The following is a 22767-nucleotide window of genomic DNA, read 5'->3' on the forward strand; positions in this document are numbered from 1 at the left end:
CTCGCGCGCGGCGCGAGGGACGTGCGGTGCGGTGGAAGGAGTGTCAGCGCTCGCGCTTGTAGAACGGCAGGGCCACGACCTCGTGCGGCTCCTGGGCGCCGCGGATGTCGACCGCGACCCCGGCCGTGCCCGGCGCGGCGTGCGCCGCGTCGACGTAGGCCATGGCGATCGGCACCCCGAGGGTGGGGGAGGGGGCACCCGAGGTGACCTCGCCGACCACCGCGCCCGAGGCGTCGGTGACCGGGTAGCCCGCCCGGGGCACCCGGCGGCCCTGGGCGACCAGCCCGACCAGCTTGCGCGGCGGCGTCGCGGCCGCCTTCTCCGCGGCCGCCGCCAGCGCCTCGCGGCCGACGAAGTCGCCCGGCTTGTCGAACTTCACCACCCGGCCGAGACCGGCGTCGAACGGGGTCAGCGCCGTGGTCAGCTCGTGCCCGTACAGCGGCATGCCCGCCTCCAGGCGCAGGGTGTCCCGGCAGGACAGGCCGCACGGCACCAGGCCGGCCGCCGCGCCCGCCTCGGTCAGCGCCTGCCACAGCCGCTCGGCGTCGGCCGGGGCCACGAACAGCTCGAAGCCGTCCTCACCGGTGTAGCCGGTGCGGGCGATCAGCGCCGGCACCCCGGCGACCGTGCCGGGCAGCCCGGCGTAGTACTTCAGCCCGTCCAGGTCCGCGTCGGTCAGCGACTTCAGGATGCCCGGGGACTCCGGGCCCTGGACGGCGAGCAGCGCGTAGGCGTCCCGGTCGTCGCGGACCGCCGCGTCGAAGCCCGCGGCACGCTCGGTCACCGCGTCCAGCACGATCTGCGCGTTGGAGGCGTTGGCGACGATCATGAACTCCTGGTCGCCGAGCCGGTAGACGATCAGGTCGTCCAGGATGCCGCCGTCGGCCGCGCAGATCATGGTGTAGCGGGCCCGGCCCACGGCCAGCGCCGACAGGTGGCCGACCAGGGCGTGGTCCAGCAGCGCGCCGGCCTGCGGCCCGGTCACGGCGATCTCGCCCATGTGCGACAGGTCGAACAGGCCGGCCCGGGTGCGCACCGCCTGGTGCTCCTCGCGCTCGCTGGCGTAGCGCAGCGGCATGTCCCAGCCGGCGAAGTCGGTCATGGTGGCGCCGAGCGCGCGGTGCAGCGCGTCCAGCGCGGTACGGCGCGGCGCGCCGGTGGGCTGGCTCGGGGATTCGCTCATCGGAAACGGGCTCCCAGGAGAGGACGGTGAACAGGACGGATGTACCAGGACGAGGCCACTGCGGCCTCCCCATCTGTCATCGGAACCTGAGAGGTTCACCGTGACCCCCGGAACGGGGCCCGCGGCTTGCACCTTGGGTGGGAGGAGCCGTGCGGCCCCTCCGCTTTTCAGATCTGCCTCGCCCGCGCGGTATCTGTGCCTGAGAGATTCAAGGGAGGGCTTGCTCCTTCGGCGCCCGGCCCCGGACAGGGGTCGGAACTCTCCCGCGCGGCCTCCAACGGCCGGTATGCAAGTTGTGGCAGCCATCATTGCACGCCCGTGTGACGCATGCCGGACTCCGGGCCCGCTGTCGTCCCCAGGCCCTAAGATTCCAGGGCAGCAGGGCAGCAGGGCAGCAGGCAGTGCCGCACCGGCACATCCGCGGACGAGGGTGGACGACGACGCACATGGAGAACCCGGCATCGTACATATGGCCGGCCAACGAGCTGGAGGAGGTCCTCTCCGCCAGCGTCGGCAACCCCGCCGCCGGTCCCCGGCTGCTGGAGGTCCTCGGCCGGTCCTGGGTGTGGGTGCCGCTGCCCAACGGAGGCCACCCGGACGCGGCCGACCTCGACCTGCCGACGGTCCAGCTCGACGGCGCCACCTACGTTCCGGTCTTCAGCTCCGAGCAGCAGTTCCGGCAGGCGGCCGAGGGGATGTCCTGGACGGTCGCGCCGGTGCAGGAGTTCGCCCGCGGCCTGCCGCCGACGGTCGGGATCGCGGTGAACCCCGGCGGCGCCGTCGGCGTGCCGCTGCCGCCGGCCGCCGTCGCCGAGCTGTGCCGGTCCGAGCGCGGCGGCGAGCACGCCGCCTCCGGCGGCCGGGTGCGGCTGTGGGAGCCCTCGCACGAGGACGAGCCGGTCGACTTCCTGGCGATCGCCGCCGCCGAGTTCGCGGTCACCCCGGTGGTGCTCACCGCCCGGCGGGCGCTGGCCGCGGTCGAGGACGAGCCGCCCGCCCTGTACGTCGGCGTGGAGCTGGACTCCTGGCAGGACCACGACCGGGCCGCGACCATGGACGCGCTCGGCCGCGCGCTGGGCGGCGCCCCGATGGCGCTGCCGGTCCACCTGATCCTGCTGGACGTGGCCCAGGACCCGGTCGCGGACTGGATGCTGGAGACCGTCCAGCCCTTCTTCAGCCGGGACTGACCGTCACGGAACGTGGCCGGACGGCTGCGGAGAGGCGGTATACGCGTTGTTTAGACGACATATAGACAGCGCCGCTTGAGTCGTCGGGCGTTCCACCGGGAACACTCGACCTGATTTGATGGCGGGAACGGACGAGGAGAAGGGGCGGTCCCACGTGATCGCGGGCGCGCAAGGCGGCGCTGCGGCGGCCGGCCATGTGGAGCAGATGCTGCTCCAGGTGGCACCGGGCCGCTTCGACGCATACGAGAACCTGCTCGCGTCAGTGGCCGGCGGCCAGGTGTGGATGCTGCTGTGGCACGGCACGCCGGGTTCGGCGGACGCGCAGTACGGGAGCATGGAGGTCGGCGGGCACGCCTACGCGCCCTGCTTCACCTCGCCGCGCGAGCTCGCCGCCAGCGGCTGGACCCGGGACCACGAGGTGGTGTCCGGGCGGGACATCGCGCAGACCCTCTACCCGGACCGGTGCGGGCTGTGGCTCAATCCGCACGCCTCCGGCGGCGGCGTCGGGGTGCCCTGGCCGGACCTGCGGCGGATCGCGGTCGGCCTGGACCTGCTGCCGGCCGGACCGCTGCAGATCGCCGAACCCGCCCTGCAGATCCCGCAGTTCTACGCCCTGCTGACCCAGGCCGCGCACCGCACCCCGGCGGTGCGCTCGCTGCGCCGCGCCTGGGTGCAGCCGGCGCTCGGCGAGCCGTACCTGGCGGTCGGCGTCGAGGTCTACGAGGGCGTGCCGCAGGCCGTCGAGGCCGTGCGGATGATGATGCAGCAGGCCGTCGGCGGGGTGCCGGACGGGCTGGCCGTGTCCACCGTCGCCATGGGCGACGCCTACGACCCGGTGGCGCTGTGGATGCGGGTGCACGCCTCCGCGTTCTTCGACCGCGACGCCTACACGGCCGGCCCCGCCTGGGGCCCCGCCCGCTGAGGCCCACCGCTCAGGGCGCCGGCCTCCCGGCCGGCGCCCGGCGTCAGCCCTCCAGCTCCAGCACGTGCGGGAGCAGGCCCAGCGGCGGGCTGCCCAGCGACAGCAGCGCGGCGTGGAAGCGGGACAGGGTGAACTCCCGGCCCCACCGGCGGCGCGCCCGCTCCCGCAGCCGCAGGATCTCCAACTTGCCCCAGGTGTACCGTCCGTAGCCCGCGTCGAAGGTGCCGCGCCGGGCCTCCGACAGCGCGCTGGCCCGCGCCAGGTGCGCGTCCCGCATGAACAGCCGGGTCGCCTCCTCCAGATCCATCGCCCCGGTGTGCAGCCCGATGGCGCACGTCAGCCGGGTGACCCGGACCAGCGCCTCCAGCGCGACACCGATGGCGAACCGCGGGTCGCGGGCCCGGAATCCCTCCTCCAGGCAGACCTCCTCCACGTAGTGCGCCCAGCCCTCGGCGAACGCCAGGCTGTGCAGCACCCGGCGCACCGGACCGGCCGCCCGGCGCAGCGCGCGGCCGTGCGCGAAGTGGCCGGGGGCGACCTCGTGGACGGTGATCGACGGCAGGCTCGTCCGGCTGAAGACGGTCAGCCACTCCTCGCGCTCCTCGCGCGGCCACTCCGGCTCCGGCGGCGTGACGTGGTACCAGGACGGCACCGAGTCCTTCTCGGCCGGCGCCGCCCACGTCATCATCGCCATCGACCAGCGGCGCGACGGCGGTGCCGGGCCCACCAGGCACTCGCCGTCCAGGAACGGTGCCAGACCGCGGTCCCGGGCGAAGTCGATGACCTCGTCGGTCAGCCGGGCCGCCTCGGCGATCACCTCGTCGGCGTCCGGGTGGTCGGCCAGCAGCGCCGGGATCAGCTCGTCCACCGGCCGGTGCGGGTCCAGGCGTTCGCACGCGTCGGCCAGCAACCCGGTCAGCCGGGCCCGCTCGCGCTCGGCCTCCTCGGCCAGCGCCCCCAGGTCGACCCGCAGCCCCTCCTGCGCGCCCATCAGCGCGGCCAGCGCCGGGCCGCCGAGGCGCGGGTCGGGGTCGCCGTGCCGTGCCGCGTCCTCCAGCCGGGCGACGAGCCGGGAGTGCGCGCGCAGCGCCTGCTCCTCCTCCCTGCCGTGCTCCGCGTCCAGGTCGACGGCCAGCCCGTACGCGGTGCCCAGCAGCGCCTCGGCGACCGGCGCGCTCACCCGGTCCAGCGACTCCAGGGACGCCTCGATCGCCTCCGGCCACAGCGCAAGGTGCTTCCTGCGGGCCGCGGCGCGCTCCTTGCGGGAGGCGTACTCCCGGTCGTAGCAGGCCAACTCCAGGTTCGACAGGTGCGGGTACGGGTCGCGCCGGTGCAGCGCGAGGTCCTCGTACTGGACCCGTACCGACTCCTCGAACACCGCCAGATGGGCCTCGTCGTGCGGGCTGTCCAGGGGCCCGGCCGAGCGCCGCGTGTGCTCCAGCCGGGCCAGGGCCGCCTGCACGCCCGAAGGCGACAGATCCTGCACCCTCCCGTCGTACTCGTGCAGCCCCGCCATCTCCCTGGCCTGGGGCATCATCAGGTCGCACACCGCGCGCAGCCGTTCGTCCACGGCCTGACCGTACCCCGAGGTACGCGCGGGTAACGGACTAAGAATCACCACATCACAGTTGCGCATCCCTTCGAGATGAGGGCTGGCGGGTGATCGCGGGCGCACAGAAGAATCCAGCAGCAACAGGGGAGCTGTTTCGGTTCACCGTGGTCCGAAAAATCCTCAATACCTGTATGACGCACCGCAGCACGACTGATGAGTAAAGCCGCTACAGCGGCGGGCGCGCGCCGGTTACCCGCCGGCGAGAGGGGTCAGCTTCACCATGACCGCACCTATAGAGACCACCCAGGGGCAGGCCGAGGCACAGCCGGAGGCCATCCTCGCCGGGGTGGGCCGCAAGGCGATCGAGGGCAGATCCCTCGGTCAGATCGCGTGGATGCGTTTCCGTCGCGACAAGGTGGCGGTGGCCGGTGGCGTCGTGGTCATCCTGCTCGTGCTGCTCGCGATCCTGGCCAAGCCGATCGAGAGCATCTTCAACCTCGATCCGAACGCCTTCCACCAGGACCTGATCGACCCCTCCACGACCGTCCCCAAGGGCGGCTGGGGCGGGATGAGCCTGCATCACCTGCTGGGCGTCGATCCGCAGTACGGCCGCGACCTGCTCGCCCGCATCATCGAGGGCTCGTGGGTGTCGATGATCGTGGCGACCGGCGCGACCGTGCTGTCGGTGGCCATCGGTTCGGTCATGGGTCTGATCGCCGGCTACTACGGCGGCTGGATCGACACCCTGATCAGCCGTCTGATGGACATCTTCCTGGCCTTCCCGCTGCTGCTGTTCGCGATCTCCATCTCCGCCTCGCTGCAGGACGGCGCCTTCGGCCTCAACGGACTGCCGCTGCGGATCAGCGTGCTGATCTTCGTCATCGGCTTCTTCAACTGGCCCTACATGGGCCGGATCGTGCGCGGCCAGACGCTCAGCCTGCGGGAGCGGGAGTTCGTCGAGGCGTCGCGCAGCCTGGGCGCCCGCGGGCCGTTCATCCTCTTCCGCGAGCTGCTGCCCAACCTGGTCGCCCCGATCCTCGTCTACTCGACGCTGCTGATCCCGACCAACATCCTCTTCGAGGCGGCGCTGAGCTTCCTGGGCGTCGGCATCGCGCCCCCGCAGGCCTCGTGGGGCGGCATGCTCAACTCGGCCATCGACCTGTTCTACGCGGATCCGGAGTACATGGTCGTGCCGGGCCTGGCCATCTTCATCACCGTCCTCGCCTTCAACCTGCTGGGCGACGGGCTGCGGGACGCCCTCGATCCGCGCAGCAAGTGACCGAGCTTTCTTCACCCACCCAGCTGAACCGCCGGACGCGTCCCCGCGCCCGGCCTTGCAGAACACCGTCGAACCGGGAGGCCTTCCTCGGCATGAACAGCAGAAAAGCGACAGCCGCGCTGGCGCTTGCCACGGCACTCGCCCTGGGAGCATCCGCGTGCAGCAGCGACTCAAAGAGCACCGACAAGAACAAGACCGGCAGCTCCAACAGCCAGGGAACCGCCGCCGCGAAGGACGCCGCGCTCACCGGCATCGTGAACGCCTCGGACAAGAAGGGGGGCACGGTCGTCATGGAGAACTCCGACGTGCCGGACTCCCTGGACCCGGGTAACACGTACTACGGCTGGGTGCAGAACTTCTCGCGCCTCTACGCGCGTACGCTGCTCACCTTCAAGCCGGCCGCCGGCAAGGACGGCCTGACCGTCGTCCCCGACCTGGCCACCGGCCTCGGCAAGGCCAGCCCGGACGCCAAGACCTGGACGTACACGATCCGTTCCGGTCTGAAGTACGACGACGGCACGCCGATCACCACCAAGGACATCAAGTACGCGATCGAGCGCAGCAACTTCGCGCCCGAGGCGCTGTCCAACGGCCCGACGTACTTCAAGGCGTACCTGGCCGGCGGTGACGCGTACAAGGGTCCCTACAAGGACAAGAACCCGAACGGGATCGCGTCGATCGAGACCCCGAACGACACCACGATCATCTTCCACCTGGCGAAGCCCTTCGCGGACTTCGACTACCTGGCGACGTTCTCGCAGACGGCCCCCGTGCCGGCGGCGAAGGACGACGGTGCGGGCTATGTGAAGCACATCGTGTCCTCGGGCCCGTACAAGTTCGCCTCCTACCAGGACGGCGCCTCCGCCGACCTGGTGCGCAACCCGCAGTGGTCGCAGGCGGACGACCCGGTCCGCAAGGCGCTGCCGAACGAGATCAAGATCAAGTTCAAGGTCAACGCGAACACGATCGACAACAACCTGCTCGCGGGCAACAGCACCGTCGACTCCGGCGGCACCGGCGTGACCCCGCAGACCCAGGCGAAGGTCATCGGCCCCAAGTACGCGAAGAACACCGACGACTCGTACGCCGGTGCCACCTCGTACCTGGCGATCAACCCGAACGTCGCGCCGTACAGCAACCCCGACTGCCGCAAGGCGATCGAGTACGCGATCGACAAGGTCTCGGTGCAGACCGCCATCGGCGGCCCGGTCAAGGGTGACGTGGCCACCACGCTGCTCCCGCCGACCGTCAACGGCTACACCAAGTTCGACTCGTTCCCGACGCCGGACAACAAGGGCGACCAGGCCAAGGCCAAGGCCTCGCTGGCCGCGTGCGGCAAGCCGGGCGGCTTCACCACCACCCTGACGGCGCGCAGCGACCGCCCGGCCGAGATGGCCGAGGCGACCGCGATCCAGAACTCGCTCAAGCAGGTCGGCATCACCGCCAACATCAAGAGCTTCCCGGCCGGCAAGTACTTCTCGAACTTCGCCGGTGTCCCGAGCTACGTGCACAGCCACCAGCTCGGCCTGATGCTCACCGCGTGGGGCGCCGACTGGCCGACCGGCTACGGCTTCCTGGACCAGATCGTCGACGGCAGCGCCATCAAGCCGTCCGGCGGCAACAACCTCCAGGAGCTCAACGACAAGAACATCAACGCCGCCCTGGCGGCCGCGATCGCCAACACCGACGCCGCGGCCCGCACCAAGGCGTGGGGCGACATCGACAAGATGGTCGTCGACACCGCCACCGTGGTGCCGCTGATCTACCGCAAGAACCTGCTCTACCGTCCGGACGCGGCGACCAACGTCACCGTCACCCAGGCGTACCTGGGCATGTACGACTACCTGCTGCTCGGCTCCTCCAAGTAAGCCCAGTAAGCACAGAAGGCATACGAACACCGGAAGGCAGGTGAAGGCATCGGCGTCCGCCGGGCCGGGTGACACCCGGCCCGGCGGACCCGGCGCCGACCCGCTGTGACTGCGTACATCATTCGACGCGTGATCGCCGCGATAGTCCTGGTGCTGGTCGTCAGCGCGGTCACCTTCGCGATCTTCTTCCTGGTCCCGAAGCTCGGCGGGCAGACCACCGCCCAGCTGGCGACCCAGTACGTCGGCAAGGACGCCAACCCCGAGTCGATCGCGGCGGTCAAGAAGAACCTGGGCCTGGACCTGCCGATCTACCAGCAGTACTGGCACTTCATCAAGGCCATCGTCATGGGCGCGCACTACAAGTTCGGCCCGGACGCCGCGTACTGCCACCGGCCCTGCTTCGGCTACTCCTTCAAGTCGCACGTCGAGGTGTGGCCGGAGATCAAGGACCGCATCCCGGTCACCTTCTCGCTGGCGATCGGCGCCGCGGTGATCTGGGTCATCTCCGGTGTGGCCATCGGCGTCGTCTCCGCGCTCAAGCGGGGCACGCTGTTCGACCGCTTCTCGATGGGCGTGGCCCTGGCCGGCGTCTCGCTGCCGATCTTCTTCACCGGCATGCTGCTGCTCGGCCTGTTCTCCTACAAGTGGACCATCTGGGACAACGTCCAGTACCACAGCTTCACCAGCAATCCCGGTGAATGGGCCTGGAACCTCATCCTGCCGTGGGTCAGCCTGGCGTTCCTCTACTCCGCGCTCTACGCCCGCCTCACCAGAGCCGGGATGCTGGAGACCATGGGTGAGGACTACATCCGCACCGCGCGCGCCAAGGGCCTGCCCGAGCGCACCGTGGTCGGCAAGCACGGCCTGCGGGCCGCGCTCACCCCCATCGTCACCATCTTCGGTATGGACTTCGGGTTGCTCATCGGCGGCGCGATCATCACCGAGCAGGTCTTCTCGTTCCAGGGCATCGGTGCCTATGCGGTGCAGGCCGTGACGGACAACGACCTGCCGAAGGTGCTCGGCGTGACCATGGTCGCGGCCACCTTCATCGTCATCTGCAACCTCCTGGTGGACCTGCTGTACGCCGCCATCGACCCCCGCGTGAGGTACTCGTGAGCACCGACAACGGCAGCAGCGACGCGCTGAAGAAGGACGACGGCGAGCCGGCGGCCGGGGCCCAGGTGCCGGCGCAGAAGGACGCGGAGGAGCCGGCCGCCCAGGCACAGGTGCCGATGCAGAAACCTCCGGCCGCGGCGGTGGGCGAGCCCGTCGCCGCGCCGCCCGCGGGCGACGCCTATCTGTCGGTGCGTGACCTGCACATCCACTTCCAGACCGACGACGGTCTGGTGAAGTCGGTGGACGGGCTCAGCTTCGACCTGCAGCGCGGCCGCACCCTGGGCATCGTCGGCGAGTCCGGCTCCGGCAAGTCCGTGACGTCGCTGGGCATCATGGGGCTGCACCGCACGTCGCGCGCCCGGATCAGCGGCGAGGTCTGGCTGGACGGCGAGGAGCTGGTCGCCGCCAACCCCGAGCGGGTCCGCCGGCTGCGCGGCCGCAAGATGGCCATGATCTTCCAGGACCCGCTGTCCGCGATGCACCCGTACTACAAGATCGGCGCGCAGATCGTCGAGGCGTACCGGGTGCACCACAAGGTCAGCAAGAAGGTCGCCGCCGAGCGCGCGGTGGAGATGCTCGACCGGGTCGGCATCCCCGAGCCGCGCAAGCGGTTCCACGACTTCCCGCACCAGTTCTCGGGCGGCATGCGGCAGCGCGCGATGATCGCGATGGCCCTGGTCAACAACCCCGAACTGCTGATCGCGGACGAGCCGACCACCGCGCTCGACGTGACCGTGCAGGCGCAGATCCTGGACCTGATCCGGGACCTGCAGAAGGAGTTCGGCTCCGCGGTCATCATGATCACCCACGACCTCGGCGTGGTCGCCGAGGTCGCCGACGACCTGCTGGTGATGTACGCCGGCCGGGTCATCGAACGCGGCACCTCCGAGCGGGTGTTCACCAAGCCCCAGCACCCCTACACCTGGGGTCTGCTCGGTTCCATGCCGCGCATGGACCGGGAGCGCACCGACCGCCTCAACCCGGTCAAGGGCAGCCCGCCCAGCCTGATCAACGTGCCGTCCGGCTGCGCCTTCCACCCGCGCTGCCCGTACGCCTCGCTGACCGGCGGCTCCTCCGAGACCGTCGTCCCCGAGCTGCGCGAGATGGCCCCCGGCCACGTCGCGGCATGCCATCTGGCCGAGGCCGACCGGTCCCGGATCTGGACCGAAGAGATAGAACCGAAGCTGTGAAGGGCCAGGACGAAGCCGTGACTGCACCGTCGGCGAACACCTCGCTGGAGAAGGGCGCGCCCCGGACTCGGGACCGGGAGACGCTGCTGAAGGTCACCGGACTGGTGAAGCACTTCCCGATCACCAAGGGCCTGCTGCGCCGCCAGGTCGGCGCCGTGCAGGCGGTCGACGGCATCGACTTCGAGGTCGGGGCCGGCGAGACGCTGGGCGTGGTCGGCGAGTCGGGCTGCGGCAAGTCCACCATGGGCCGGCTGATCACCCGGCTGCTCGAACCGACCGGCGGCAGCATCGAGTTCGAGGGCCGGGACATCTCGCACCTGAGCACCGGGGCGATGCGCCCGATGCGGCGCGACGTGCAGATGATCTTCCAGGACCCGTACTCGTCGCTGAACCCGCGGCACACGATCGGCACGATCGTGGGTGCGCCCTTCCGGCTGCAGAAGGTGCGGACCGAGGGCGGCGTGAAGAAGGAGGTGCAGAACCTCCTGGAGCTGGTGGGCCTGAGCCCCGAGCACTACAACCGCTACCCGCACGAGTTCTCCGGCGGCCAGCGGCAGCGCATCGGCATCGCCCGGGCGCTGGCCCTCAAGCCCAAGCTGGTCGTCGCCGACGAGCCGGTGTCCGCGCTCGACGTGTCGATCCAGGCGCAGGTCGTCAACCTGCTGGACGACCTGCAGAGCGAGCTGGGCCTGACCTACGTGATCATCGCGCACGACCTGTCGGTGATCCGGCATGTCTCCGACCGGATCGCGGTCATGTACCTCGGCAAGATCGTGGAGATCGCCGACCGCGAGGACCTGTACGGCACGCCGTTCCACCCGTACACCAACGCGCTGCTGTCCGCGGTGCCGGTGCCGGACCCCAAGCGGAAGCAGCAGCGCGAGCGGATCCTGCTCAACGGGGACGTGCCGTCGCCGATCGCGCCGCCGCCCGGGTGCCGTTTCCACACCCGCTGCTGGAAGGCGACGGACCTCTGCAAGACGCAGGAGCCGCCCCTCGCCGCCCTCGCCAGCGGCCACCAGGTCGCCTGCCACCACCCCGAGAACGCCCCCGCGGCCGGATGACCCCGGACCCCCGCCTCTGAACGGCCTGCGTCCAGCCCCCGGAAAGTTGCCGCACACCGCAAGGTGAACGCGGCCCGCGGAGGGCGGAACGCGGGCCGTTCAGAGGTGAACGCTGCCCCGGAAGGCGGAGGTAGGGCGCTCTGGGGGTGGAGCCATTCCGGAAGGCTCGGGTCAGGGCTGGCCGGCAGCCCGCGCACGGGCCACCGCGGGCCCGATGGCGGCCACGAGGTCGGAGACCTCGTCGAGTGTCGTGGTGTGGCCCAGCGAGAAGCGAAGGGTCGCCCGCGCGGCCGCCGCCGGCTGCCCCATGGCGAGCAGCACATGGCTCGGCTGGGCCACCCCGGCCGTGCACGCCGACCCGGTCGAGCACGCGATCCCCTGCGCATCCAGAAGCAGCAGCAGAGCGTCCCCCTCGCACCCGGGAAACGTGAAGTGCGCGTTGGCGGCCAGCCGCCCCTGCGGCGCAGGGTCGCCGTTGAGCACCGCGTCCGGCACCGCCGCCCGTACCCCCCGCACCAGCTCGTCCCGCAGCGCCCCCACCGTGCGGACGAACTCGTCCCGCCGCTCGGCGGCCAGCGTGCCCGCGGTGGCGAACGCGGCGATGGCAGGCACGTCGAGCGTGCCCGACCGGCTCCGCTCCTGCCCGCCGCCGTGCAGCAGCGGCACCGGCGTCTCCTCGCGCCGCAGCACCAGCGCGCCCACGCCGTACGGCCCGCCGATCTTGTGGCCGGTCACCGTCATCGCGTCGAGCCCGCTGTCCGCGAAGCGGACGTCCTCCTGCCCGAACGCCTGCACCGCGTCGGAGTGCATCGGCACCCCGAACTCCGCGGCCACCTCGGCCAGTTCACGGACCGGCATGATCGTGCCGACCTCGTTGTTGGCCCACATCACGGTGGCCAGCGCCACGTCGTCGGGTTGCCGTTCGATGGCCGCGCGCAGCGTCTCGGGCCGGACCCGGCCGACCGCGTCGACCGGCAGCCACTCGACGACGGCGCCCTCGTGGTCGGCGAGCCAGTACACCGCGTCGAGCACCGCATGGTGCTCGACCGGGCTGGCCAGTACCCGGACCCGGCGCGGGTCGGCGGCCCGCCGCTCCCAGAACAGGCCCTTGACCGCCAGGTTGTCGGACTCGGTGCCGCCCCCGGTGAAGACGATCTCGCTGGGCCGGGCGCCGAGCGCCGCGGCCAGGGCCTCGCGGGACTCCTCGACGGTACGCCGGGCCTGCCGTCCTGCCGCGTGCAGCGAGGAGGCGTTGCCGGTCACCGTCAGGTGCGCGGTCATCGCCTGGACCGCCTCCGGGAGCATGGGCGTGGTGGCGGCGTGGTCGAAGTAGGCCATGGTTCAGCGATTCTACGGTCCTCCGCTGGGCGTGCCGCCCCGCCCGGGCGCGCTCGCCGCCGGGCCGCCCGCGTCGCCGCCCTCCCGCACCGGGCCGGGGGCCCGCGGGGTCAGCCGCGCGGTGCCCGGGCCAGCTGCCGGGACTGGGCGACGAGCCGGTCCGCGCTGTCCCACACCTGCGCGTCCTCCTCCATCAGCCCGCCGGCCAGGTTCCTGGTGGTGAGCGAGACCCGCAGCGGGCCGGGCGCCGGCCGGGTGCGCAGGTGCACGGTCAGCTCCAGGGTGGGCGTCCAGCCCTTCAGCCCGAGGTCGAACGCGGTGGGCGGCAGGGCGTCTACCGCGAGCAGCAGCGACAGGGCGTCGTGGTCGCGGCCGTCGGCCAGCCCCAGCCAGCCGCGCATGTCGCCGGTCCCGGACGGTGCGCCGATCGCCCAGCCCGCGGTGGCCGGGTCCAGCCGCAGGTCCAGGCGCTGCAGGATCGCGGTGGAGCCGGTGACCGGGCCGTCGTCGGGGGCGTCGTCCGAGCTGACGCAGTCCGCGTAGGAAGGCATGGCCGGCGGGGCGGCGGAGGTGCGGACCTCGTCGGGCAGCGCGTCCAGGTCGCCGTAGCCGGCGATGACCCGTATCCGCTCGACCTCGCGGCCCTCGGCGTCGGTCTGGAACAGCGACGCCTGGCCGGTGGACATGGTCCGCCCGGCGCGCACCACCTCGGTCCTGACCACCGCGGGCCCCGGCTGGGAGGCGGTCAGGTAGTGGGCGGTGATGGTGATCGGGTCGGGGTGCGGCAGCGCCTCGCGCAGCGCCCGCCCGAGCACGGCCAGCAGGTAGCCGCCGTTGACCGCGGCGATGATCGTCCAGCCGGCCGACAGGTCGATGTCGTACGTCCCGGGCTCGCCGGGCCTGGCCACGACCGCCGTGTCGCGGTCGAACTCGCTGTCCCCGATGGCCGCGCGGGCCGCTGCAGTTGCCATGGTCGTCATGTTACCCGTCAGTAGTCACCAGTTGTCCAGCCTCACAGGCTCAACACTAAGCGCCCGCTCAGCCTTCCCGGCGGCCGCCCCCCTCAGTCATCCGGCCCCGCGGCACCGCCCGGAAAAGGGCGGAAGAGCCTCCGGGCCCGGCCGTTACCCTGGACAGGTGAACGAGAACCCTGAGAGCACCCCCGGCACCAGGCTGCGGGTGCTCGCCGCGATGAGCGGCGGGGTGGATTCCGCGGTCGCCGCCGCCCGGGCCGCCGAGGCGGGGCACGACGTGACCGGTGTGCACCTCGCGCTGTCCGCGAACCCGCAGAGCTTCCGCACCGGCGCCCGCGGCTGCTGCACCGTGGAGGACTCCCGGGACGCCCGGCGCGCCGCGGACGTGATCGGCATCCCCTTCTACGTGTGGGACCTCGCCGAGCGCTTCCGGGAGGACGTCGTCGAGGACTTCGTCGCCGAGTACGCGGCCGGCCGCACCCCCAACCCCTGCCTGCGCTGCAACGAGAAGATCAAGTTCGCCGCGCTGCTCGACAAGGCGCTCGCGCTGGGCTTCGACGCGGTGTGCACCGGCCACTACGCCACCGTCGTGCCGCGCCCCGACGGCACCCGCGAGCTGCACCGCGCCAGCGACGCGGCCAAGGACCAGAGCTACGTCCTCGGCGTGCTCGACGAGCGGCAGCTCGCCCACGCCATGTTCCCGCTCGGCGACACCCTCACCACCAAGGACGAGATCCGCGCCGAGGCCGAGCGGCGCGGACTGGCCGTCGCCCGCAAGCCCGACAGCCACGACATCTGCTTCATCGCCGACGGCGACACCCAGGGCTTCCTGGCCCGCCGCCTGGGCACCGAGGAGGGCGACATCCTCGACGAGGACGGCAACCGGCTCGGCGGCCACTCCGGCGCCTACGGCTTCACCGTCGGCCAGCGCAAGGGCCTGCGGATCGGCGTGCCCGCCGACGACGGCAAGCCGCGCTACGTGCTGGACATCTCCCCGGTGCGGAACACGGTGACCGTCGGCCCCGCCGAGGCGCTCGACGTGCACGCCCTCACCGCCATCCGCCCGCGCTGGTGCGGCACCCCGCCGGCCGGCCCCGCCCCGTACACCGCGCAGCTGCGCGCCCACGGCGAGGACGTCCCGGTCACCGCGGAACTCGTCGGCGACGAGCTGCGGGTGGCCTTCACCGAGCCGGTGCGCGGCGTCGCCCCCGGCCAGGCCGTCGTGCTCTACGACGGCACCCGCGTCGTCGGTTCCGCGACGATCGCGACCACCACCCGCCACCTCGAGGAGAAACCCCCGGTGACCGTATGAACATCGGCGTCTTCCTGTCCGCGGCCGACCTCGGCGAGCAGTACACCGTCCCCGCCAAGGAGTTCGGGCGGCTGATCGGCGAAGGCGGGCACAGCCTGGTGTGGGGCGGCTCGGAGTCCGGCCTGATGAAGGTGGTCGCGGACGCCGTCCAGGCGTCCGGCGGCCGGCTCGTCGGCGTCTCCGTGGAGTTCCTCCAGGACGTCGCCCGCAAGAACGCGGACGAGATGGTGATCACCCGCGACCTCGCGCACCGCAAGGCCGAACTGCTCCAGCGCTCCGACGCGATCGTGGTCATGGTCGGCGGCACCGGCACCCTCGACGAGGCCACCGAGATCCTGGAGCTGAAGAAGCACGGGAAGCACACCAAGCCGGTCGTCGTCCTCAACAGCGCCGGCTTCTACGACGGCCTGGAGCAGCAGTTCCGGCGGATGGAGTCCGAGGGCTTCCTGCCGGTGCCGCTGGCCGACCTGGTCCACTTCGCCGACGACGGCGCCGCCGCCCTGGCGTACCTGCAGGATCGTGTGTGAGCACCACCCCGTCCGCCCGAGCCGAGCCCCGCGTCCACCTGCTGACCGGCGGCGGCTCGGGCATCGGCGCGGCCCTCGCGCGGCGCCTGCTGGAGCGCGGTGACGAGGTCTGGCTGCTGGCCAGGCACGCGGGCCGGGCCCGCGAGCTGGCCGCCGCGTTCCCCGGCGCCAGGACCCTGGTCGGCGACCTCGGAGAACCCGGGCGGCTGTCCTGGGCCCTGGGCCACCAGGCGCCGCCTGACCGGCTGGACACGCTGCTGCACATCGCCGGCGTGGTCGAACTCGGCACCGTCGGCGACCTCACCCCCAAGATCTGGCAGGAGACGCTCGCCGCCAACCTGGTCGGCCCGGCCGAGCTGACCCGGCTGATGCTGCCCCAACTGCGGCTCTCCCGCGGGCACGTGGTGTTCGCCAACTCCGGTGCCGGGCTGGCCGCCCGCGGCGAGTGGGCCGCGTACGGGGCGAGCAAGCACGGCCTGAAGGCGCTGGCCGACGCGCTCCGCGAGGAGGAGCGCGACAACGGGGTGCGGGTCACCACCGTGTACCCGGGCCGTACCGCCACGCCCATGCAGCTCAAGGTCCACCAGCAGGAGGGCAGGAGCTACGACGCCGCCCGCTTGATGGACCCCGAGTCGGTGGCCACCACCGTGCTCACCGCCATCGACCTGCCGCGGGACGCGGAGATCACCGATGTGCGGGTGCGCCCGGGCCCGGCCTGACCCCCTTCTTGCCGGCCTCCCGCCTCCGGGCGCTCCTTCTCCTGCGGCAACGGCTGATGCAGGACGCCGGGTGAACGTGCCGGCGGGACCTCGGCGCGCGGTTAAGAGGGGCTGGGCCATTACTCTGGCGGGGTGAGCAGCGAGACGGAGTTCAGCCTGCCCGAAGGTGCCGCGACCGGGATCGGGTCGATGCCCGGCGGGGACGCCCGCGAGGCGGCACGCGTCGCCGTCGAGGCGGTGGCCGGGCTGCCGTTCCTGCCCGAACTGCCCGCCCGCGGACCCGGCGCCGACATGATCGGCCGCACCCTGGGGATGCTCGTGGAGCTGTACGCGCGGGTGGAGCCCAGCGGCTGGCGGTTCGGCGACCGGCCCGGCCGCGACACCCGGCGCGCGGTCTCCTGGCTCGCCGAGGACCTGGACGCGCTGGAGGAGTTCACCCAGGGCTACGAAGGGCCGCTCAAGGTCCAGGCGGTCGGCCCGTGGACGCTCGCCGCCGGCGTGGAACTGCGCGGCGGCGAGGCCGCGCTGGGCGACCCCGGCGCCTGCCGCGACCTGGTCGCCTCGCTGACCGAGGGCCTGCGCGCGCACCTGGCCGACACCGCCCGCCGGGTCCCCGGCGCCCGCCTCGTCCTGCAGCTCGACGAGCCGTCGCTGACCGCCGTGCTGGAGGGCCGGATCCGGACCGCGAGCGGCTACCGCACCCACCGCGCGGTGGACCGGGCGGTCGTCGAGGGCGCGCTGCGCGACATCGCCTCCGCGGCCGGCGTGCCGGTCACCGTGCACTCCTGCGCGCCGGACGTGCCGTTCGCGCTGCTGCGCCGGGCGGGCGTCGCGGGCATCTCGTTCGACTTCGCGTTGCTCACCGAGCGTGACTGGGACGCCTTCGGTGAGGCGGCCGAGGCCGGCACCGCGCTCTTCGCCGGTGTCGTACCCGGCAAGGATGCCCCGTTGTCAGACCCTGCCGGTAGCGTCAGTGGTGTTCGGGCGCTGTGGCGCAGGTTGGGACTGGCACCGGGGGCGTTGGGGTCCTCCGTCGCCGTGACCCCGTCCTGCGGCCTGGCGGGGGCCTCGCCGGCCTACGCCCGTGCCGCGCTCGCGCACTGCGCGAAGGCGGCACGCTCGCTCGTCGACAACCCAGAGTGAGGAAGGACGGAACCGTGGCAGCCCTTGAGGACGCAGCGCCCGCGGAGATCCCCGCGGAGGCACGAGAGCAGCACGCCCGCCTCTCCGAGCAGGTCGAGGAGCACCGCTTCCGTTACTACGTCAACGACGCGCCGATCGTCAGCGACGCCGAGTTCGACCGGCTGCTGCGCAGCCTGGAGGCGCTGGAGGAGCAGTACCCGCCGCTGCGCACCCCGGACTCGCCGACCCAGAAGGTGGCGGGCGCGTACGCGACGGACTTCGCCAGCGTCCAGCACATCGAGCGGCTGCTCTCCCTCGACAACGCCTTCAGCGACGAGGAACTGTCCACCTGGGCCGACCGGGTCGCCGCCGAACTCGGCCCGCCGGACAACGAGCGCAGCCCGTACCACTTCCTGTGCGAGCTCAAGGTCGACGGCCTCGCCGTCAACCTCACGTACGAGAACGGCCGGTTGACCCGCGCCGCCACCCGCGGCGACGGCCGCACCGGCGAGGACATCACCCCCAACGTGCGCACCATCGCCGACATCCCCGACCGGCTGGCCGGCGACCGGGTGCCGGAACTGGTCGAGATCCGCGGCGAGGTGTACTTCCCCGGGGAGAAGTTCGAGGAGCTGAACGCCCGGCTGGTCGAGGGCGGCGACAAGCCGTTCGCCAACCCCCGCAACGCCGCGGCCGGTTCGCTGCGGCAGAAGGACCCGCGGATCACCGCGACCCGCCCGCTGCGGATGGTCGTGCACGGCATCGGCGCCCGCCGCGGCTTCGACATCGACTGCCAGTCGCACGCCTACGACCTGCTGCGCGAGTGGGGCCTGCCCACCGCCCAGCACAACAAGGTCGTCGACTCCCTCGCCGCGGTACGGGAGTTCATCGCCTACTACGGCGAGCACCGGCACGACGTCGAGCACGAGATCGACGGCGTGGTCGTCAAGGTCGACGAGATCCCGCTGCAGGGCCGGCTCGGCTCCACCTCGCGCGCGCCGCGCTGGGCCATCGCCTGGAAGTACGCGCCCGAGGAGGTCAACACCAAGCTGGTCGACATCCGCGTCGGCGTCGGCCGCACCGGCCGGGTCACCCCGTACGCGGTGGTGGAGCCGGTGACGGTGGCCGGCTCCGAGGTGGAGTTCGCGACGCTGCACAACCAGGAGGTCGTCAAGAAGAAGGGCGTCCTGATCGGCGACACCGTGGTGCTGCGCAAGGCAGGCGACGTCATCCCCGAGATCCTCGGCCCGGTGGCCGACCTGCGCGACGGCACCGAGCGGGAGTTCGTGATGCCCGCCGAGTGCCCGGACTGCGGCACCGCCCTCCAGCCGATGAAGGAGGGCGACATCGACCTGCGGTGCCCCAACGCCCGCTTCTGCCCTGCCCAGTTGCGCGAGCGGCTGTACTACCTGGTGGGCCGCCGCTGCCTGGACATCGAGGCGTTCGGATACGTCGCGGCCACCGCGCTGACCCAGCCGCTGGACGCCGAGCCGCCGATGAAGGACGAGGGCGACCTGTTCACCCTCGAACTCGAGACCCTGCTGCCCATCCGCTCCCACGTGCTGGACCAGGACACCGGCCTGCCCAAGCGGGACCCGGCCACCGGCGAGCCCAAGGTCGTCAGCTTCTTCGCCAACCAGAAGGGCGAGCCGAAGAAGAACACCCTGGCGATGCTCGACAACATCGCCGCCGCCAAGGAGCGCCCGCTCGCCCGCGTCCTCACCGGCCTGTCGATCCGTCACGTCGGGCCGGTCGCCGCCGAGGCGCTGGCCCGCGAGTTCCGCGACCTGGACCGGATCAAGGACGCCGCCGAGGAGGACCTGGCCGCGGTCGACGGGGTCGGGCCGACCATCGCCGCCTCCGTCAAGCAGTGGTTCGCCGAGGACTGGCACCTGGAGATCATCGAGAAGTGGCGCGCGGCCGGCGTGCGCTTCACCGAGGAGGGTTCGGACGAGGGCCCCCGGCCCCTCGAAGGGCTCACCGTGGTGGTGACCGGAACCCTCACGTCCTTTACCCGGGATGGCGCAAAGGAGGCCCTGGGCAGCCGCGGCGCGAAAGTCACCGGTTCCGTTTCCAAGAAGACGGACTTCGTGGTCGTCGGCGACAACCCGGGTTCGAAGTACGACAAGGCCGTCCAGTTGAAGGTTCCGGTACTCGACGAGGACGGATTCGCGGTCCTGCTCGAACAGGGGGCCGACGCCGCACGCGACGCCGCGGTGAACCCGGCGGAAGCCACGGGTGAACCGGCGGAAGGTGACGGGGAATCGGCCGCCGATTCCGACTGAACTAGCGGAAGATGTCACCCGATCAGCCCATATCTGAATACGGTGACTGCCCTGGTCGCATTCGGCAATGGCTGCTGTTCGGTGCCCGCGCCGCCGCCTTGCGGCCTACTGTGGAAAGGCGCGCCGGCCCGGCAACGGCCGTGCGGCGGAACCCCAGCGGGACGCCGCCGACGGCACCGGCGCGAGGCACCTGTGTGTGCGACGGGCTGTGAGAGGGACGGGCATGGAATCGACGGACAGCGCCCGAGCGGCGCCGCTGCTCAGCAGCCCTGCCGCGTCCCCGTCCGTCCTCCCCGCCCACCCCGGTGCGCTCGCCCGCCGGGTGGTCACCGGGGTCGCCGGCGTCGCCCTGCTGGCCGGCGTGGTCCGGGTGCTGAGCGACGGTCATGCGCTGTTCCCCGGCGGCACCGTGGGCTGGTCGTTCGCGTTCCTCACCGGCATCATCGTCGGCCACCTGGTGGCCATGGGCCGGGACCGCTGGTGGGGCGGCACCGGCTCCGGCGCCGCCCTCACCCTGGCCATGCTGATGCTCTACGGCTGGGTGCCCGCGGTGCTGGTCAGCCTGGCCGTGGTGGTCCTGGTCGGCGGCGCCCGCCGGCACCGCTGGCGGCAGGCGCTGCTGCACGGCGCCATCGACATCCTGGGCATCGGCGCCGGCGCGCTGACCCTCGCCCTGTTCGGCACCCGCCCCTCGGTCGAGAGCCCCTGGCTGCCCGCCGCCTGGTCGCCGACGGCCGCGGTGACGGTCTGCGTCACCGGACTGGCCTATCTGGCCGCCACCCGCGCCCTGCTGTGGTGGGCGTTCGCGCCCCGGGCCGGCGGGCTGCCCACCGTCGCCCGCACCGCCCTGGTCCGCCAGGGCATGGTCGGCATCGCGCTGCTCGGCATCTCCCCGCTGATCCTGGTGGTGGCCTGCGACAAGCCCTCGCTGCTGCCGCTGTTCTCGGTGCCGCTGATCGCCCTGGACTCCACGCTGTGGATCGCGCACGCCCGCGCAGAGGAGCAGCTGCGCGACCCGCTGACCGGCCTGCCCAACCGCCAGTGGCTGCTGGAGCGCGCCTGGTCCGCGCTGGACGTCGCCCAGGACCGCGCCAAGCAGCCCGAGTCCGCCGCGGCCGGCGGCCAGGTGCCGGCCCCCGGCGGCCGGGTCGGGCTGATCCTCATCGACCTGGACAAGTTCCGCTCGGTCAACGACACCCTCGGCCATCTCGCCGGCGACCGGCTGCTGCTGCAGATCGCCGACCGGCTGCGGCTGGCCCTGCCGCGCGGCGCCGAGGCGGCCCGGCTCGGCGGCGACGAGTTCGCCGTACTGCTGCCGGCCTGCGACTCGCCGACCAAGGCGCAGCGCGTCGCCCGGGCGCTCGTCGCCGCCCTCGGCTCCCCGATCGGGCTCGACGGGCTGACCCTGGTGCTGGAGGCCAGCGCCGGGGTCGCCGTCTTCCCGGACCACGCCCTGGACGCCGAGGGCCTGCTGCGGCGGGCCGACGTGGCGATGTACCAGGCGAAGCGGGACCGCAGCGGCGTCGAGGTCTACGAGGTCAGCAGGGACGGCAACACCCCGGACCGGCTCGGGCTGCTCGGCGACCTGCGCCGCGCCCTGGACGCCGGCGAGGTGGAGCTGCACTACCAGCCCAAGGTGCGGTTCGACGGGCAGGTCGCCGGGCTGGAGGCGCTGGTCCGCTGGGAGCACCCGGACCGCGGCCGGGTCAACCCGGACGAGTTCATCGCCATGGCCGAGACGTCCGGCCTGATGCCGCAGCTGACCGAGTACGTCCTGGACACCGCGCTGGCCCAGATCGCCCGCTGGCGCGAGGCCGGACTCGACGTGCCCGTCGCCGTCAACGTCTCGCCCCGCGACGTGCACACCCCCGGCTTCGCCGGCGCGGTCGCCGCCCGGCTGGCCCACCACCGGGTGCCGCCCGGCTGCCTGCAGCTGGAGATCACCGAGCACGTCCTGCTGGAGGACCCGCAGCGGGCCGCCGAGACGCTCAACGGGCTCACCGGGCACGGCGTGAAGATGTCGCTGGACGACTTCGGCACCGGCTACTCCTCCCTGGTGCACCTGCGCCGGCTGCCGGTCAGCGAGCTGAAGATCGACCGCTCGTTCGTGGCCCGGCTGGTGGTGGACCCCGAGGATGCCGAGATCGTCCGCTGCACCGTGGACCTGGCCCACTCGCTGGGCCTGATGGTCGTCGCCGAGGGCGTGGAGGACGACGAGACCTGGGAGCGGCTGCGCGACCTGGGCTGCGACGCCGTCCAGGGCTGGCTGGTCGCCGCCGCGATGCCCCCGGACGAGGCCACCAGCTGGCTGCGCGCCCGCGGCGAGCGCGGCTGGCAGCGCCCGGGCCGCGCCACGGTCGCCAACACCACGGCCGCCGGGGCCACCGCCGGCACGAGCAGCACCACCACGGCCACTGCCCCCGCGGCCACGACCGCGGCGACCGCCGCCGCCCCGGTGGGCCCGCCCGCGCTCACCGCGGCCGCCGAGGCGGAGCCCGGGCACGCCGCCGTCGCGGACGCCTCCCGCCCCTCGGGCAGCGCCGCGACCACCTAGGAGGGCGGCCGGGCGCGCCACGAAGCACGGCCCCACGCCCGGCGCCCGGGGCCGTGCCCCGCAGGCCGGAGCCGCTCCACCCCGGCCCGTCGCGGGCGCCCGGTCCGGCCGGGGTGTAATGCGGTTCGGGTGCGGACGGCCGGGCCCGTAGGATTGGGGCCACAATCGACATCTCACCCCCCAGAGGATCGCTGCATGCCTGGCATCACGCGCGAGGAGGTCGCCCACCTCGGCCGGCTGGCACGACTGGAGCTCTCCGGCGAAGAGTTGGACCACTTCGCGGAGCAGCTCGACGACATCATCGGTGCCGTAGCCCGGGTAGCCGAGGTGGCCGGCGAGGACGTTCCGCCGACCTCGCACCCGCTGCCCCTGACCAACGTCATGCGCCCGGACGCCGTCCGGCCGTCGCTGACCCCGCAGCAGGCCCTGTCGGGCGCGCCCGCGCAGGAGCAGCAGCGCTTCAAGGTGCCGCAGATCCTGGGGGAGGACTGACCATGGCCACGACCGCGAGCGACGCACACGCGGCCGGTGGGCCGCAGACGATGACGGAGGCGCGGTCCCGCCGCGCGGGCGGA

At 72.5% G+C, this 22767-nt stretch carries 18 protein-coding genes and 1 riboswitch; of the genes, 14 read left to right on the forward strand and 4 right to left on the reverse strand.

What is annotated here, in order from left to right; translation table 11 throughout:
- Positions 1-43 precede the first annotated feature (43 nt).
- A complete protein-coding gene (gcvT, locus tag ACH4TG_RS11400; RefSeq protein ID WP_398241951.1) occupies positions 44-1183 on the reverse strand; it encodes a glycine cleavage system aminomethyltransferase GcvT in 1140 nt (379 codons plus the stop codon).
- A 177-nt stretch (positions 1184-1360) separates the two neighbouring features.
- Positions 1361-1459: riboswitch (glycine riboswitch) on the reverse strand.
- Positions 1460-1629: 170 nt separating this feature from the next.
- Here gcvT and ACH4TG_RS11405 point away from each other — a divergent pair.
- Together ACH4TG_RS11405 and ACH4TG_RS11410 are read left to right on the forward strand one after the other, a co-directional pair.
- Positions 1630-2370: an enhanced serine sensitivity protein SseB gene (locus tag ACH4TG_RS11405; RefSeq protein ID WP_398241952.1), complete on the forward strand. Its 741-nt coding sequence runs from the start codon at positions 1630-1632 to the stop codon at positions 2368-2370.
- A gap of 118 nt (positions 2371-2488) precedes the next feature.
- Entirely contained in the window at positions 2489-3292 is an 804-nt protein-coding gene (locus tag ACH4TG_RS11410) for an enhanced serine sensitivity protein SseB C-terminal domain-containing protein (protein WP_398241953.1), read from the forward strand.
- 43 nt (positions 3293-3335) lie between these two features.
- Here ACH4TG_RS11410 and ACH4TG_RS11415 read toward each other — a convergent pair whose 3' ends face one another.
- Positions 3336-4862: a DUF885 family protein gene (locus ACH4TG_RS11415; protein WP_398241954.1), complete on the reverse strand. Its 1527-nt coding sequence runs from the start codon at positions 4860-4862 to the stop codon at positions 3336-3338.
- Between the two features lie 262 nt (positions 4863-5124).
- On the opposite strand from ACH4TG_RS11415, the gene ACH4TG_RS11420 reads away from it, so the two are divergent.
- The 5 genes from ACH4TG_RS11420 (at position 5125) to ACH4TG_RS11440 (ending at position 11361) form a co-directional block, all read left to right on the forward strand.
- Positions 5125-6123, forward strand: a complete 999-nt coding sequence (locus ACH4TG_RS11420; protein ID WP_398241955.1) for an ABC transporter permease — start codon at positions 5125-5127, stop codon at positions 6121-6123.
- 92 nt (positions 6124-6215) lie between these two features.
- Positions 6216-7991 (forward strand): ABC transporter substrate-binding protein, encoded by a 1776-nt coding sequence (locus tag ACH4TG_RS11425; RefSeq protein WP_398241956.1) that lies wholly within the window; start codon positions 6216-6218, stop codon positions 7989-7991.
- Between the two features lie 105 nt (positions 7992-8096).
- On the forward strand, positions 8097-9107 hold the full coding sequence (locus tag ACH4TG_RS11430) for an ABC transporter permease (RefSeq protein ID WP_398241957.1): 1011 nt from the start codon (positions 8097-8099) through the stop codon (positions 9105-9107).
- A 116-nt stretch (positions 9108-9223) separates the two neighbouring features.
- Positions 9224-10297: an ABC transporter ATP-binding protein gene (locus tag ACH4TG_RS11435; RefSeq protein ID WP_398242134.1), complete on the forward strand. Its 1074-nt coding sequence runs from the start codon at positions 9224-9226 to the stop codon at positions 10295-10297.
- Between the two features lie 17 nt (positions 10298-10314).
- Positions 10315-11361 carry an ABC transporter ATP-binding protein gene (locus ACH4TG_RS11440; RefSeq protein WP_398241958.1) on the forward strand — a complete coding sequence of 349 codons (1047 nt, stop codon included), beginning with the start codon at positions 10315-10317 and terminating at the stop codon, positions 11359-11361.
- 171 nt (positions 11362-11532) lie between these two features.
- Here ACH4TG_RS11440 and ACH4TG_RS11445 read toward each other — a convergent pair whose 3' ends face one another.
- Both ACH4TG_RS11445 and ACH4TG_RS11450 read right to left on the reverse strand, forming a co-directional pair.
- Positions 11533-12699: a cysteine desulfurase family protein gene (locus tag ACH4TG_RS11445; protein ID WP_398241959.1), complete on the reverse strand. Its 1167-nt coding sequence runs from the start codon at positions 12697-12699 to the stop codon at positions 11533-11535.
- Between the two features lie 110 nt (positions 12700-12809).
- Positions 12810-13670: a thioesterase family protein gene (locus ACH4TG_RS11450; protein WP_398241960.1), complete on the reverse strand. Its 861-nt coding sequence runs from the start codon at positions 13668-13670 to the stop codon at positions 12810-12812.
- Between the two features lie 208 nt (positions 13671-13878).
- Between ACH4TG_RS11450 and mnmA the strand changes: the two genes are divergently transcribed.
- The 7 genes from mnmA (at position 13879) to gatC (ending at position 22684) form a co-directional block, all read left to right on the forward strand.
- Complete coding sequence (gene mnmA / locus ACH4TG_RS11455) at positions 13879-14985, forward strand: tRNA 2-thiouridine(34) synthase MnmA (protein ID WP_398242135.1); 1107 nt, start codon at positions 13879-13881, stop codon at positions 14983-14985.
- Positions 14982-15512: a TIGR00730 family Rossman fold protein gene (locus ACH4TG_RS11460; protein WP_398241961.1), complete on the forward strand. Its 531-nt coding sequence runs from the start codon at positions 14982-14984 to the stop codon at positions 15510-15512. Before mnmA ends, ACH4TG_RS11460 begins: the two co-directional genes overlap by 4 nt.
- On the forward strand, positions 15509-16231 hold the full coding sequence (locus ACH4TG_RS11465) for an SDR family oxidoreductase (protein WP_398241962.1): 723 nt from the start codon (positions 15509-15511) through the stop codon (positions 16229-16231). The genes ACH4TG_RS11460 and ACH4TG_RS11465 overlap by 4 nt, the downstream gene beginning before the upstream one ends.
- A gap of 132 nt (positions 16232-16363) precedes the next feature.
- Positions 16364-17374, forward strand: coding sequence for a methionine synthase (locus ACH4TG_RS11470; RefSeq protein ID WP_398241963.1), 1011 nt, complete (start codon positions 16364-16366; stop codon positions 17372-17374).
- 14 nt (positions 17375-17388) lie between these two features.
- Entirely contained in the window at positions 17389-19638 is a 2250-nt protein-coding gene (ligA, locus tag ACH4TG_RS11475) for an NAD-dependent DNA ligase LigA (protein WP_398241964.1), read from the forward strand.
- 223 nt (positions 19639-19861) lie between these two features.
- Positions 19862-22192 carry a putative bifunctional diguanylate cyclase/phosphodiesterase gene (locus tag ACH4TG_RS11480; RefSeq protein ID WP_398241965.1) on the forward strand — a complete coding sequence of 777 codons (2331 nt, stop codon included), beginning with the start codon at positions 19862-19864 and terminating at the stop codon, positions 22190-22192.
- Positions 22193-22387: 195 nt separating this feature from the next.
- On the forward strand, positions 22388-22684 hold the full coding sequence (gatC, locus tag ACH4TG_RS11485) for an Asp-tRNA(Asn)/Glu-tRNA(Gln) amidotransferase subunit GatC (RefSeq protein ID WP_398241966.1): 297 nt from the start codon (positions 22388-22390) through the stop codon (positions 22682-22684).
- Positions 22685-22767: the final 83 nt, after the last annotated feature.

This window comes from Streptomyces sp. NPDC020917, assembly GCF_044333795.1.
Lineage (GTDB): Bacteria > Actinomycetota > Actinomycetes > Streptomycetales > Streptomycetaceae > Actinacidiphila.